The sequence below is a fragment of the Actinomadura sp. HBU206391 genome, assembly GCF_014323665.1.
Taxonomy (GTDB): domain Bacteria; phylum Actinomycetota; class Actinomycetes; order Streptosporangiales; family Streptosporangiaceae; genus Actinomadura_C.
In genome coordinates this window covers 14,009-27,888 of sequence record NZ_JABVEB010000002.1, presented here as the reverse complement: position 1 = coordinate 27,888, position 13,880 = coordinate 14,009, and the positions used below count along the sequence as shown (strand labels likewise).

Below are 13,880 nucleotides of genomic sequence, written 5' to 3'. Positions count from 1 at the left end.
CGGCCGACCGACTCCGGTCAGCCGACCTGCCGTTTGAGCTTGCGGCGCTCCCGTTCCGACATCCCCCCCCAAATGCCGAAACGCTCGTCGTGCTGGAGCGCATATTCCAAGCACTCCGCACGAACCTCGCAAGCCCGGCACACTTTCTTGGCCTCGCGGGTCGAGCCGCCCTTCTCCGGAAAGAAAGCCTCCGGATCGGTCTGCGCGCACAGTGCGCGCTCCTGCCAGCCCAACTCTTCGCCATCTGTGCCGTGCGCCAGCGGGATGAGCACCTCGCTCACAGCGCACCTCCTAGCCCCCTGGAGCCCCATGGTCAGCCTTCCCCCGAGCTCCGTCCCCCTGGGAAGGCGTAGAACTACACCACTGAAATTACACGCGTGTGGTGCACCAGCCGTCAAGCCGGAAAGAATTTCGGGGGGTACGAAAGGGGTGTCTAGCCGTGATATTGACCGTGCACTGAGCTGAGATTACTGACGACCACGGTCATCGCGGTACCAGGTGCCCTCATCGGCCTCGCGCTGCTCCGGCTGAGAATACCGCTGGCCGTAATCCTGACCCGGCTGCGCGCCGTGCTGCGGGTCGTCGCCGGCGCCGTACGCCTGGGTCCACTGACCGGGGTCATTCTCGCCCTCTGCGCGGCCTTGCGGCGCGAAGCCCTGTTGGCCGTACCCCTGCTGCGAGGGGTACTGCTGGTCGTAGCCCTGCTGCGCCTGTGCGCCCTGCTGCGGGTACTGCTGCTGGTCGTAACCCGGCTGCTGCTCGTAGCCCTGCGGTGCCTGCGCGCCCTGCTGCTGCTCGTAACCTTGCGGGTACTGCTGCTGGTAGTAGCCCTGCTGCTGCTGCTCATAGCCCTGGGGGTACTGCTGCTGGCCCTGCTGTGCCTGGCCCTGCTGGCCCTGCTGGTACCCGTACTCGCCGTAACCCGGCGGCACCGCTCCCTGAGGCTGCGCGGGGCGGGGCGGCTGCAGCGCCTTGAACACGGTCAGGATCAGCCATCCGCCGATGCCCACCACGGCGAGCTTGGCCGCGCCGTACAGGAACGCCGAGAACTTCACCATTGCGGCGACGTCGGCGAAGACGGCGGACAGCCAGACGATCACGCCGAACAGCGCGATGCCCCCGATGACCCCGAGTGCGCCCATCACGATGGTGCGGGCGTGCGGGGAGGGCGCCTCGCCGTGCGTGACCAGCAGGACCGCGATGACCAGCAGCCCGACGACGGTCACGCTCGTGAACAGCTGCCCGCCGGTCAGTTCGGTGATCACGCGCACGCCGTACGGGGCGCCCGTCGACACCTCATCCCCTCCTGGCAGGGTGACCTTCTTTCCACCCCCGAAGAGCAACGCCACTATCCCGGCGAGGAGCTGCAGGCCGGCTGACGCCAGGAGAGCCCAGGCGGCCGGTTCGCGCAGGCGCTGGACGGCTTCCTTGTTCACGAGAGACTCCAGAGAGAGATAAGCAGATTTCGGCCCCAAGCTTTGCATATCGCATCCGCACCCGTGGCCCGACCGACGCGCCGATCGAACCGGGCACCGGCGTCCGGCCACGTCAGGACGAGATGCCAGACTGACACGCATGCGCAAGGACACGAGCCCCATCACGAAAATCGTGGTGCCGGCCGGGGGCATCGGTGGGGCGCGCTTTCTGCGCGGACTGCTGCGGGCCGCCCCGGAAGCGGACATCACGGTCATCGGCAACACCGGCGACGACATCAGCCTTTTCGGTCTTCGTGTCTGCCCGGATCTCGACACGGTGATGTACACGCTCGGCGGCGGGATCAACGAGGAGCAGGGCTGGGGACGGGCGGACGAGACCTTCTCGGTGAAGGAGGAGCTCGCGGGCTACGGCGTCGGACCGGACTGGTTCGGTCTCGGCGACCGCGACTTCGCCACCCACATCGTGCGGACCCAGATGCTCGATGCCGGTTATCCCCTGTCGGCGGTGACCGAGGCGCTGTGCGAGCGCTGGCTCGGGCCGGCGGGCGACCGGCGCCTGCGCCTCGTCCCGATGACCGACGACCGGGTCGAGACGCACGTCGTCATCACCGACTCCGAGGGCCGGCGGGCCGTGCACTTCCAGGAATGGTGGGTGCGGCTGCGGGCGTCGGTGCCGGCCGAGTCGATCGTCGCGGTGGGCGCCGAGGAGGCCAAGCCCGCGCCGGGCGTGCTCGACGCGATCGCCGAAGCCGACGCGGTGATCCTGCCGCCGTCCAACCCGGTGGTGAGCGTCGGCACGATCCTGTCCGTGCCGGGCGTCCGGTCCGCGTTGGCCGAGAAGACGGTCGTCGGGATCTCACCGATCATCGGCGGCGCACCGGTACGGGGCATGGCCGATGCCTGCCTGACCGCCATCGGGGTGGAGACGTCGGCCCGGGCGGTCGCCGCCCACTACGGTCCCGAACTGCTCGACGGCTGGCTGGTCGACACGGCGGACGCGGCCGACGCGGCGGACACCCCCGTGCCGGGCACCAAGATTCTGGGCACCACCGTGCGAGCCCGCCCGCTGCTGATGACCGATCTCGCCGCCACCACCGACATCGCCCAAGCCGCCCTGGACCTCGCCGCCGACCTGCGGTGACCCCGGTGCGTTTCTCATTCGAGGAGACACGGCCGTTGACCAGACATTTGGAAATCTTCGGAGTGCCCGGCCTTCCGGAGGTCGGCGCGGGCGACGATCTCGCCGCGCTCATCGCCGCCGCCCTGCCGTCCTCGCCGCCGGCGCCCGGTGAGCCCGTGGCCGCCGGCGGAGCGCTGCGCGACGGCGACGTCGTCGTGGTGACCTCGAAAATCGTCAGTAAGGCCGAGGGGCGCCTCCTCCAGGCCGACGACCGCGAGAAGGCCATCGACGCCGAGACGGTGCGAGTCGTCGCGCGTCGCACCCACCCGGGCGGCGAGACCCGGATCGTCGAGACCCGGCATGGGCTGGTCCTCGCCGCCGCCGGCGTCGACGCGTCCAACACCGTGCCCGGCACCGTGCTGCTGCTGCCCGAGGACTCCGACGCCTCCGCACGGCGACTGCGCGCGGGGCTGAGCGACCGGCTCGGCGTGAACGTCGGCGTCATCGTCTCCGACACGCTCGGCCGACCCTGGCGGATGGGCCTCGTCGACGCCGCCATCGGCATCGCCGGGGTACGGCCGCTCGACGACCTGCGCGGTCGCACCGACTCCTTCGGCAATCGCCTCGACGCCACGATCACCGCGACCGCCGACGAGATCGCCGCCGCGGCCGAACTGGTCAAGGGCAAGCTGTCCGACGTACCGGTCGGCGTCGTGCGCGGCCTGGGCCACCTCGTGACAGAGGAGCCCGGGCCGGGTGCCCGCGCGCTCGTCCGGCCCGCTGCCGACGACATGTTCCGGTACGGCTCGGCCGAAGTGATTCACGCTCGGCGGACGGTGCGGGAGTTCACCGCCGACCCGGTCGACCCGGGCGCCGTACGGCGGGCGGTGGCGGCGGCCATCACGGCACCCGCGCCGCACCACACCACGCCATGGCGGTTCGTCCTGCTGGAGTCGGCCTCGGCGAGGAACGACCTGCTCGATGCGATGCGCGATGCCTGGATCGCCGACCTGCGCCGGGACGGGTTCTCCGAGGAATCGATCGCACGGCGGGTGAAGCGCGGCGAGGTACTGCGGCGAGCGCCGTATCTGGTCGTCCCATGTCTGGTGACCGAGGGCTCGCACGCCTACCCGGACGCGCGACGGGCGCGCGCCGAGCGGGAGATGTTCCTCGTGTCCATGGGCGCCGGGGTGCAGAACCTGCTCGTCGCGCTCGCTGTCGAAGGGCTGGGCTCCTGCTGGGTGTCGAGCACGATGTTCTGCGCCGACGTCGTACGGGAGGCCCTCGACCTGCCGGAGGCGTGGGACCCGATGGGCGCGGTCGGCGTCGGCCACGCGGCCGCCCCGCCCCGCGAGCGCCCACCGCGCGAACCCGACGCCTTCATCGAGGTCAGGTGACGAGCGGGGTCAGGTGACGAGCGGGAGGAAGTGGCCGACGCCGTCGGTGCGCCGTGCCGCTTCGATCCGCTCCTGCGGCACCTCGCCGTACGTGGTGGTGCGCTGCCGGGCCGGCCGGCCGGCCCGCGCGGCGAGCTCCTCCAGCGAGCTCATCGTCTTGAACGAACCGTTCTCCGAGCCCGCCATCCGGCTGATCGTCTCTTCCATCAGCGTGCCCCCGAGGTCGTTGACGCCGCCCTGGAGCACCTGGGCGCAGAGTTCGTCGGCGAGCTTCACCCATGAGCACTGAATGTTGTCGATGGCACCGTGCAGCAGGATGCGCGCGAGCGCGTGCACGGCCCGGTTCTCCCGCGCCGTCGGGCCTGGGCGGGCCAGCCCGGCCAGATAGATCGGCGAGTTGTGGTGGACGAACGGCAGCAGCACGAACTCGGTGAATCCCCCGGTGCGCTCCTGGATGCCGCGTAGCAGCCTGAGATGCCCGACCCAGTGCGCCGGGGTGTCGACGTGGCCGTACATCATCGTCGACGTCGTCGGGATGCCGAGCCCGTGCGCGGTGGTGACGACCTCGACCCACTGCTCGGTGGGCAGCTTGCCCTTGGTGAGCACCCATCGCACGTCGTCGTCGAGGATCTCCGCGGCGGTGCCCGGCAGTGAGTCCACGCCCGCCTCCTTCGCCGCCGTCAGCCACTCCCCGATGGACAGGTCGCTGCGGCTGGCGCCGTTGACGACCTCCATCGGGCTGTAGGAGTGCAGGTGGATCTCAGGCGCGCGGCGCTTGACCTCACGCGCGAGATCGAAGTACGCCGTACCAGGAAGATCCGGGTGGATGCCGCCCTGCATGCAGATCTCGGTGGCGCCCGCCGCCCATGCCTCCTCGGCCCGGTCTCCGACCTGCCGCATGGACAGCGTGTACGCGTCCGCATCGGTGCGGCGCTGCGCGAAGGCGCAGAACCGGCAGCCGGTGTAACAGACGTTGGTGAAGTTGATGTTGCGGGTGACGACGTAGGTCACCTCGTCGCCGACCGCGTCCCTGCGCAGGTCGTCGGCGAGCCGCGCGACCGCGTCGAGCTCCGGTCCCTCCGCGTGCAGCAGGGCCAGGGCCTCGTCGTCGGAGATCGCCCCGGGGTCGCGCTCGGCGCTCGCCAGCGCCGCTCGCACGTCGCCGTCGAAGCGGCGTACCGCTCCCCCGCGGGCAGCCGCGAGATCACGACCGTCGTGGGGGGCCGGCTCCGAGGCGCCGGGGAGCCGGGCGCGGAGGGCCTCCCAGTCTCCGTAGACCTCGTCGAAGTCGTCGCGCCGGTCGCCGGTGCGGCCGGTGGTGTCGATCTCGACGTGCAGATCCGTGCGGCCGCTGGACTCCAGAAAGCCTCCGTCCGGCTCCTGCCAGGGCAGCCCTTCGGGTCGTGCCTCCTCGCGCGCCAGCCCTCGCTCGTCGGCGAGCGCGGCGACATGAGCCGACAGCCGGGGGTCGAGCCAGGGCTCGCCGCGCCGGACGTACTCGGGATAGATGGTCAGGCGCTCGCGCAGCGTGAACCCCGCGGCCGCGGTGCGGCCGGCCAGATCGTCGATCTGCGGCCAGGGTCGCTCGGGGTTCACGTGGTCGGGGGTGAGCGGGGAGACCCCGCCCCAGTCGTCGATCCCGGCCCGCAGCATCAGTTCGTACTGTGAGTCGACCAGGTTCGGCGGCGCCTGGATCCGTGCCTTGGGGCCGAGCACCAGCCTGGCGACGGCGATGGTCGCGGCGAGCTCCTCGAGCTCGGCGTCCGGGGTGTCGCGCATCTTCGTGTCGGGCTTGGCGCGGAAGTTCTGGACGATGACCTCCTGGATCGCGCCGTACTCCCGCATGGTGCGGCGGATCGCGAACAGGGCGTCGGCACGCTCCTCGACCGTCTCGCCGATGCCGATGAGGATGCCGGTGGTGAACGGCACGTTGCAGCGGCCCGCGTCCTCGAGCACCCGCAGCCGTACGGCCGGGTCCTTGTCCGGCGAGCCGAAGTGCGGGCCGCCCTTCTCGGTGAACAGCCGCGTCGCGGTGGTCTCCAGCATCATCCCCATCGAGGGGGCCACCGGCTTGAGCCGCTGGAAGTCGCGCCAGCTCAGCACGCCGGGGTTGAGGTGCGGCAGCAGGCCGGTCTCCTCCAGCACCCGGATGGCCATGGCCCGCACGTAGGACAGCGTGTCGTCGTAGCCGCCCGCGTCCAGCCACTCGCGGGCCGCGCTCCAGCGGTCCTCGGGCCGGTCGCCGAGGGTGAACAGCGCCTCCTTGCAGCCCATGGCGGCGCCCTGGCGCGCGATCTCGAGCACCTCGTCGGGGCTGAGATAAGGGGCCTCGACGCGGTGCGGCACCGTGGCGAAGGTGCAGTAGCCACAGCGGTCCCGGCACAGCCGCGTCAACGGGATGAAGACCTTGCGGCTGTAGGTGATGACACCCGGCCGCCCGGCCGCCTCCAGTCCGGCGTCCCGGGTGCGGGAGGCGTGTTCCAGCAGCGTGTCGAGCTGCTCACCGCGGGCGTGCAGCAACGTCGTGGCCTCGGAGAGGTCCAGGGTCTTTCCGTCCCGGGCCCGGGCGAGCGCCCGCCGCAGGGCGTTCGCCGACGGAAGTGCGGTCGCCGACGTGGGATTCGACCGGGAGTTCTCGGCGAGATCGCTCATGTCGGAACCATACGCCGCAGGTAGTGGATCTATTCCCGGCAGGGCACCCGACCACGCCGCCTTGACCATGCCGCCATGGCCATGCCGCCTGTCCACGGCACCTGTCCACGGCACCTGTCCACGGCATCGGCCCGCCGGCGGCACACTGAACGCATGCTCTCGAGGGAATGGCGGCCGCCGTGGCCGGTCGACATCCGGCTGACGCTGTCACCGCACCGGCGCGGCTCGGGCGACCCCGCGTTCCGCATCACGCCGGACGGTGCGGTCTGGCGGGCCGTCATGAGCCCCGACGGCCCGGGCACGCTGCGGCTCAGCGCGCGCCCGGACCTCGGGGTGATCGAGGCGGCCGCCTGGGGCCAGGGAGCGGAATGGCTGCTCGACGGAGTGCCGGAGCTGCTCGGCGCCGAGGACGACCCGGGCTCCTTCGCACCCGCCCATCCGGCCCTACGGGACGCGACGGACGGGCGGACCGGCCTGCGGATCGGCCGCACCCGGCGGGTCTTCGAGGCCCTCGTGCCGGCGGTACTCGAACAGAAGGTGGTGGGGGCCGAGGCATGGCGGGCATGGCGCCATCTGCTGTGGCGCTTCGGCGATCCCGCACCGGGCCCGCCGAGCGCACCCGGCATGAGGGTGCCACCGCCGCCCGCCGTGTGGGCCCGCATCCCTTCGTGGGAGTGGCACCGGTCGGGCGCCGAGGCCGTACGGGCTCGCACCATCATGAACGCGGCCCGGGTGGCGTCACGCCTCGAGGAGGACGCGGGCGAGGGGCGCCTGCGCTCGCTGCCGGGCATCGGGGTGTGGACCGCTGCCGAGATCCGGCAGCGGGCGGTCGGCGATCCCGACGCCGTCTCGGTCGGCGACTACAACCTGCCCGCGCTGGTGGGCTGGTCGCTGGCCGGCCGCAAGGTGGACGACGCCGGGATGCTGGAGCTGCTGGAACCGTATGCGGGGCACCGTTACCGGGTCACCCGGCTACTGGAGCTGTACGGCACGCGGCCGCCGAGGCGGGGTCCGCGGATGTCGATTCGTGACTACCGCTCGTTCTGACGGCGGATGCGCCCGAGGATCGGCGGCCCGAACGGCGGCGGAGCCAGAAGTTGCCGGAGGTCCAGTCGAGGCCGTCTCGGCTGTCGGCGCCGAAGATCGGGGCCAGTGCGGCGAGCACGACGAAGAGAGCGAGCATGAATGACATGGGAGGGTCCTTGCCGGTCGAAGTGACGGTCTAGGCCGTGGGCCGTGGCCACGGCCCGGGACGTTCCCGCGGGGCGACACCGAGGTCAGGTGGCCCGATCGGGCCCTTTCCTCGCTCGCATATTCAGTGTGCGCCTTCCGACCGTTCAGGTCCAGCGAGAAGTTGTGGACCGAATTGATAAGCAGCGCTGAACGGTTGCGCGTCTCGGGCGCCGCCCGAGGTCCTGCTCGAAGCTACTGTTCGACGGCCCGCTGGTAGGCGGCCAGATGGGCCTCCGCCGAGGTCGCCCACGTGAACTCCTGAGAGCGCGCGTAGGCGGCGTCGGCCAGGGTCTTGCGCTGCGCCCCGTCGTCGATCAGCTCCCGCAGCGCCGTGCCGATGCCGGCGGCGTCGGGCTCGGTGTAGGCGACCGCGTCGCCGCCGACCTCGGGGAGCGAGGCGCGCCGCGTGGTCAGCACCGGCGCGCCGCATGCCATGGCCTCGAGGACCGGCAGCCCGAACCCCTCGCCGCGGCTCGGCAGCGCCACCACGAGGGCGCCGCCGAAGAACCCGGGCAGTGACGACGACCGCAGATAACCGGGCCGGATCACCTGTAGTTCCAGTGGCACCGTCGCCATCGCGCTGTCGACCTCGTCGTCCCAGCCGCCGCTGCCGGCGAGGACCAGCACGGGCGGGTCGGGCTGCCGCGTCACCGCCTGGACCCAGCCGCGGATGAGGTTCGGCACGTTCTTGCGGGGTTCGAGGGCTCCGAGGAAGGCGATGTACGGGCGGCCGCGCAAGCCGAGCCGGTCGGACAGCCGCCGCCGTTCGTCCTCGCTCGGCCGGTGGAAGGCGTCATGGTCGACGCCGTGATAGGCCACGTCCATCCGGGTCGGGTCGGCGCCGAGCAGCCGTACGAGATCGTCTCGTGTCGCCTTGGACGGCACGATCAGCCGGGTGGCGCGGCGGCACGCCGTACGGGTGGCCGACTTGATGTAGGTGGACTGCACCGGGTTGTGCGCCTCGGGCTCGGTGAAGAACGCGGCGTCGTGGATGGTGACGACCGTGGGCCGGCCCGCCTGGATCGGCATCGAGTAGTAGGGCAGGTGGATCACGTCGGCGCCCACCTGCGCGGCGATGCGGGGCAGGCCGGTCTGCTCCCAGGCCAGCCGCGTCGCCCGATGCACTATCGCGGGCGGGCCCGCGACCACCCGGGCCGGGGGTACGAGCCGCCCGTACCGCTCCTCGTCGGACCGCTGGCAGGCGACGGTGAGATCGGCACCGGCGGCGCAGAGGGCGACGACCAGACCGTCGACGTAACGGCCGAGCGCCCCACGATCGGCGTGCACGACAGTGGCGTCCACGAGAACCCCAAGCGCCACGATCCTCCCCAAGGCTCGGTCGGTGGGGGATCACTCCCCAATCCGGCAGCCTACGCCGGTCGCCAGTTTTGTGGGGTCAGAAACGCCTCCGCGCGCGGATCAAGACAATGCTGCCCCGCTCGTTGGGCGCCCGCCGGTCGGCCAGCGCGACCAGCGGAGTGAGCGGCGCGGCCGCGTTGAACCCGATCCTGCCGCCGTAGGCGGACAGCGAGAGGTAGAGCCGCTCGGCCGCCCTGCCGCGGAACTGGTAGGAGTGGTCGACCAGGTCGAGACCACGGTCGCCGAGCAGTTCGCCGAGGCTCTCGTGCGTGTAGGTGTGCTTCACGGAGTACTTGGACCGGTGCGCGTCGCGCAGCTTCGGCCACTCGTCGGCTCGGCTCAGCACGTCGGCGGACATGAGGATCTCGCCGCCCGGCTTGAGCACCCTGCCCATCTCGTCCAGCGACCGGCCGCCGTCGTCGAAGTGCTCGATCGCGCAGACCGACAGGACCGCGTCGAAGGCGGCGTCGGCGAAGGGCAGCGTCAGCGCGTCGGACTCGATGAGCGGCGGCGCGTGGGTCAGCGTCCGGCCGTACAACATCTTGCGTCGGGCGAGGTCGATCGAGACCGCCTCGGCACCGCGCTTGGCGGCCCGTCCCGCCCAGTAACCGTCGCCGCCGGCCACGTCGAGGACCCGCTTGCCGCGCAGGTCCTCGCCCATCCAGCGGAGCAGGGTGCCCGCCTCTCGGTAGCGGCATACGTGCACCTGATGTCCCAGAAACGCCTTGGCATCGCTCAGCTTCACGCTCCAGATCTGGCGGCTCCGGCGGCCCGAGCGCGCGCTCGCCGCGCGGCTGTGCCCGAGCCCCTACTCTGAGTTGATGATTTCCTGGTCATCGAGCCGCCTGGCGCGCGCGGCGTTCGTCCTCGTCGCGCTGGCGTTATGCGCGTACGGGCTGGTCTCCCGGTGGGCCGAGATCGGCCACGCGCTGGCCCGGCTGTCGGCGTGGACGGTCACCGGCGCGCTGGGCGCCGGTCTCGCCGGGCTGGGCGCCTCGATGCTGGCGTGGCGTGCGCTGCTGGCCGGCCTGGGCTCACCGCTGCCCGTGCCGGCCGCGATCCGGGTGATGTTCCTCGCCCAGCTCGGCAAGTACGTCCCCGGTTCGGTGTGGGCACTGGTCGGCCAGGTCGAGCTGGCCCGCGAGCACGACGTCCCCCGGCGCCACGGGGCGGGCGCCACGCTGCTGGCCATGGCCGTCACGATCGCGACCGGCTGCGCCGTGGCGGCCGTGACGCTGCCCCTGACCTCGGCCGAGGCGACGAGGCGCTACTGGTGGCTGCTGCTCCTCGCGCCGGCCCTGGCGGCGTGCCTGCATCCGCGCGTGATCGTCGCCCTGCTCGACCGCACGCTGGCCTTCGCCCGGCGGCCGCCGGTGACCGGGGCCGTCCCCCTCGGCGCGATGGCGCGGGCGGCCGGCTGGAGCCTGCTCGCCTGGTGCCTGTTCGGCGCGCACGCCTGGCTGCTGACCCGCTCGCTGGGCGACGCCGGGTTCTTCCTGTCCACCGGGGCCTACGCGCTCGCCTTCACGGCCGGCTTCCTCGTCGTCATCGCGCCCGGCGGGCTCGGCGCCCGCGAGGCCGCCCTCGTGATCGCGCTCGCTCCCGGTCTGCCGGGCGGGGGTCCGCTCGTGGTGGCCCTGGCCTCGCGGGTCGTGCTGACCGTCGCCGACCTTCTCTGGGCGGCGGTGGCCGTCGCTCTCAGGCGTACGGCACCGCGAGCCGGCTCCGTGCGGGCCGGCGGCGCGGCCCCGACCGGCCCGGCCGGCTGAACCGGCCGATCACTTTCGCGCCCCGCCGGTCTCCACCGGAGCGACCTTCGCATGGCGGGCGGCCAGGCCGGCGAGCCCGGCGCAGACGAGATCTCCCACCGACACGACGATCCGCGAGCACAGCGCCGCCGCGATCGCCGTCCCTCCGTCGAGAACCGGCGCCAGTGCCGCCACCATGGCGACCTCGCGCACCCCGGCCCCCGCCGGGGCGACGACCACGATGAACCCCAGGCACCAGGCGAGCGCGAACGCCCCGAACGACAGGGTCATGGCCTTGGCCCCGGTCGCGCCCAGCCCGGCCACGATCAGCGCCAGGTGCACGCCGTACGCGGCCCAGCCCGCGAACGCCCACCCCACGGAGGTCAGCACGCCGCGCCGGGTCAGCGGGCGCTCCAGGGGCGGCCGCTTGAGCAGCCTGAGCCCGAATCCGAGCACGGCGTTGACGACGCGGGGGTGCAGTCCCACGACCAGGACCGGCAACAGCAGGAGCAGCCACGCGTAGCGCGCCACCGAGTCACCCGCGAACGCGGGCAGGGTGACGACGGCCACCGACAGACCACTGGCCAGATAGATCGGATAGGTCAGGAAGAACGCGGCGGCGCTGCGGGAGCGCGGGACGCCGAGATCCTTACCCATCTCCATCTGCGCGAGCACGGGCCAGAGCGAGCCGGGGATGTACTTGCCGAGCTGCCCCACGAAGAACACCTTGGCCGCGTCGGCGAACGGGAGCGACGAGCCGAGATCGGCCAGCAGCGCCCGCCACATCAGCATGCCCGCCGTCAGCGAGGCCAGCACGGCGACGAGGGAGCCCGCCAGGAGCGGCCAGGACAGCCTGGCGAAGCCGTCGGCCACCTCCGACCACCGGCCCGCGATCGCCCAGACCCCGAATCCCAGGGCGACGACGAGGAACCCGAGCCGGATCAGCCTCTTCCGCGTGCCGTTCACGGGGTGCGTACGGGCTCGGGGGGCTGCGGGAGCGCCGGCCCGAGAGGCCTCCGGGGCGACTTGGTGGCGATCCACAGGTAGGTCGGCACGACCGGCAGGACGGCCCGCAGCGCGGCGCGCGGTGTCCGCGCGAGGCCGCCCTGGGCCGCCCGTCCGGCGGCGCCGGCGAACAGCTCCCCACCGGCGAACCGCTCCGGCGAGGCCAGCACGGGGAAGGTGTAGTCCCAGATGTGGAAGTCGCCGAGCATCCGCCGCAGCCCGCGCCTGGTCCGGTAGCGCTCGTAGTACTGGTCGGCGCGGCCGGACATGCTGACGTACCGGTCGGCGAGCGAGGGCGGTAGGTACGAAAGGAACGGCAACTTGTAGTGCGGCTCCATCACGCCCAGCCGGTTGCCGAGGCCGAGGTACAGCACGCCGTCGTCGGCGAGCACCCGGTGCATCTCCCGCACGACGGCATCCGGGTCGACCACGTGCTCGTAGATGTGGTTGAAGACCAGGACGTCCATCGACCGGTCGGGAAAGGGCAGCGCGGTGCCGTCGCCGCAGACGAAGGCCACCCGCTCGCCGAACCGCTCGGCCGCCTTGCGCAGCCCGGGCACGTCGATGTCCACGCCGAGCGCCCGCCGGGCGCCCGCCGAGGCCAGCTCGTCGGCGATGAACCCGGCCGAGCACCCGATGTCGGCGACGATCAGCCCGTCCAGCACCGAGGACGCGTCGCCCTCGGGGCCAGGGTCGCGGCCCAGGAAGTGCGCGAGCACAGCGATGATCTTGGCGGCCTTGCGGCGGCGCTTGGCCTCGTCGAGCATCGCGGCCTGGAACTCGGAGTACTCGAGCTGCGCCGCGCGTTCCTTACCCACGCCGCCTAACACTACTGGGCCCCTGAGGCCCACCAGGCTCGCCGGAGGACAGTAGTGCGGTGGCGTACGCCGCCCAGAAGGGGTCGGGGTCGACGGCCTTCACGCCCTGACGCAGCCGTTCCGGCTCGCCCTCCGCGTAGAACCGGTCGACCGCCTCGGTGAGCGCCTCGACCGAGCCCGGCTCGACGAGCAGCCCGTCCACACCGTCGGTGACGTGGTCGGCCAGGGCCCCCACCCGGGTGGCGATGACCGGAAGGCCGTGCTCGTGGCCGAGCCAGGCGTTCTGACTGGCCGTGGCGGAGCGGTAGGGCAGCACGAGCGCGTCCGCCTCGGCGAACAGCCCCGGCACGTCCTCGGAGGCGACGTACGCCGGCCGCAGCTCCACCCGCTCGCCGAGATCCAGCTCCGCGATCAGTGCGCGGGTCTCGTCCAGGCCGCCCCAGAACTCCCCGGCCACCGTGAGCGACACGCCCGGCACCCGGGCGAGCGCGCGCAGCAGCAGGTCGAGGCCCTTGTACGGGCGGACCATGCCGAAGAACAGCAGCCGGTTCCGTACCCCTCCGGCGGACTTGACCATGGCCCTGGCCGGCAGGTGCGGGGGCAGGGCGGCGACGTTCACCGGCGCGGCGGCGAGCCCTCGGGCGACCTCGGCCTGTTCCTGTGAGTGCGCCAGCACCTGGTCGACCCGCCGGAGCAGGGCCTTCACCAGCGGCCGGTCGTACGGCTTGCGCTCGTGCGGCAGGACGTTGTGACAGAGCGCGACCACTCTGGTCCGCCGGCGCAGGCCGTACAGGATGCCGAGGTAGGCGGGCACCTGCACCGGGCTGAGCAGCACGAGCACGACGAGGTCGGCGCCGCGCAGCCGCCGGCCGCAGCGCACCCAGCCGTCGGGGCGGCGCCAGTCGAGGTCGCGCCGCGCGTTCGGGAACGGCTCGCCCTCGGGCTCCGAGATCGTCTGGCGGCCGGGATAGAGGAAGGACGGATACTGCGCGCGCCACGACTCGATCACAACGTCATGGCCCAGGGCGGTCAGCCTGTGGGCCAGCTCCGTGGTGTGCTGCGCCCCGCCGCCCTTGTACGGATGGGTCGGGCCGACGATCCCGATCCGCACG

The 13,880-nt window shown here is 72.3% G+C and carries 12 protein-coding genes; 4 read left to right on the top strand and 8 right to left on the bottom strand.

What is annotated here, in order from left to right; all coding sequences use genetic code 11:
* Positions 1-17 precede the first annotated feature (17 nt).
* Together HKK72_RS02310 and HKK72_RS02305 are read right to left on the bottom strand one after the other, a co-directional pair.
* Positions 18-281: a WhiB family transcriptional regulator gene (locus HKK72_RS02310; RefSeq protein WP_315987026.1), complete on the bottom strand. Its 264-nt coding sequence runs from the start codon at positions 279-281 to the stop codon at positions 18-20.
* A 186-nt stretch (positions 282-467) separates the two neighbouring features.
* Positions 468-1,436: a hypothetical protein gene (locus tag HKK72_RS02305; protein ID WP_187232530.1), complete on the bottom strand. Its 969-nt coding sequence runs from the start codon at positions 1,434-1,436 to the stop codon at positions 468-470.
* Between the two features lie 139 nt (positions 1,437-1,575).
* Between HKK72_RS02305 and cofD the strand changes: the two genes are divergently transcribed.
* Together cofD and HKK72_RS02295 are read left to right on the top strand one after the other, a co-directional pair.
* Positions 1,576-2,577, top strand: coding sequence for a 2-phospho-L-lactate transferase (gene cofD / locus HKK72_RS02300; protein WP_187232529.1), 1,002 nt, complete (start codon positions 1,576-1,578; stop codon positions 2,575-2,577).
* A gap of 35 nt (positions 2,578-2,612) precedes the next feature.
* Positions 2,613-3,953 (top strand): coenzyme F420-0:L-glutamate ligase, encoded by a 1,341-nt coding sequence (locus HKK72_RS02295; protein ID WP_187232528.1) that lies wholly within the window; start codon positions 2,613-2,615, stop codon positions 3,951-3,953.
* A 9-nt stretch (positions 3,954-3,962) separates the two neighbouring features.
* On the opposite strand, the gene HKK72_RS02290 is transcribed toward HKK72_RS02295, so the two are convergent.
* The gene (locus HKK72_RS02290; protein ID WP_410050278.1) at positions 3,963-6,536 is read right to left on the bottom strand and encodes a bifunctional FO biosynthesis protein CofGH; all 2,574 of its coding nucleotides are present in this window, start codon (positions 6,534-6,536) and stop codon (positions 3,963-3,965) included.
* Between the two features lie 222 nt (positions 6,537-6,758).
* On the opposite strand from HKK72_RS02290, the gene HKK72_RS02285 reads away from it, so the two are divergent.
* Positions 6,759-7,652, top strand: a complete 894-nt coding sequence (locus HKK72_RS02285) for a DNA-3-methyladenine glycosylase family protein (protein WP_187232526.1) — start codon at positions 6,759-6,761, stop codon at positions 7,650-7,652.
* A 378-nt stretch (positions 7,653-8,030) separates the two neighbouring features.
* Here the strand turns inward: HKK72_RS02285 and HKK72_RS02280 are convergent, their stop codons facing one another.
* Positions 8,031-9,158: a glycosyltransferase family 4 protein gene (locus HKK72_RS02280; protein WP_187232525.1), complete on the bottom strand. Its 1,128-nt coding sequence runs from the start codon at positions 9,156-9,158 to the stop codon at positions 8,031-8,033.
* Between the two features lie 76 nt (positions 9,159-9,234).
* Complete coding sequence (locus tag HKK72_RS02275; RefSeq protein WP_187232524.1) at positions 9,235-9,942, bottom strand: class I SAM-dependent methyltransferase; 708 nt, start codon at positions 9,940-9,942, stop codon at positions 9,235-9,237.
* Between the two features lie 76 nt (positions 9,943-10,018).
* Here HKK72_RS02275 and HKK72_RS02270 point away from each other — a divergent pair, with 76 nt between their 5' ends.
* On the top strand, positions 10,019-10,966 hold the full coding sequence (locus tag HKK72_RS02270; protein ID WP_187232523.1) for a lysylphosphatidylglycerol synthase domain-containing protein: 948 nt from the start codon (positions 10,019-10,021) through the stop codon (positions 10,964-10,966).
* Positions 10,967-10,975: 9 nt separating this feature from the next.
* Here the strand turns inward: HKK72_RS02270 and HKK72_RS02265 are convergent, their stop codons facing one another.
* From HKK72_RS02265 to HKK72_RS02255, 3 genes are read right to left on the bottom strand one after another with little or no spacing between them, the layout of a single operon-like run.
* Entirely contained in the window at positions 10,976-11,911 is a 936-nt protein-coding gene (locus HKK72_RS02265; protein ID WP_187232522.1) for a lysylphosphatidylglycerol synthase transmembrane domain-containing protein, read from the bottom strand.
* Positions 11,908-12,768 carry a class I SAM-dependent methyltransferase gene (locus HKK72_RS02260; RefSeq protein WP_315987025.1) on the bottom strand — a complete coding sequence of 287 codons (861 nt, stop codon included), beginning with the start codon at positions 12,766-12,768 and terminating at the stop codon, positions 11,908-11,910. The genes HKK72_RS02265 and HKK72_RS02260 overlap by 4 nt, the downstream gene beginning before the upstream one ends.
* Positions 12,761-13,879 (bottom strand): glycosyltransferase family 4 protein, encoded by a 1,119-nt coding sequence (locus tag HKK72_RS02255; RefSeq protein ID WP_187232521.1) that lies wholly within the window; start codon positions 13,877-13,879, stop codon positions 12,761-12,763. The genes HKK72_RS02260 and HKK72_RS02255 overlap by 8 nt, the downstream gene beginning before the upstream one ends.
* Position 13,880 lies beyond the last annotated feature (1 nt).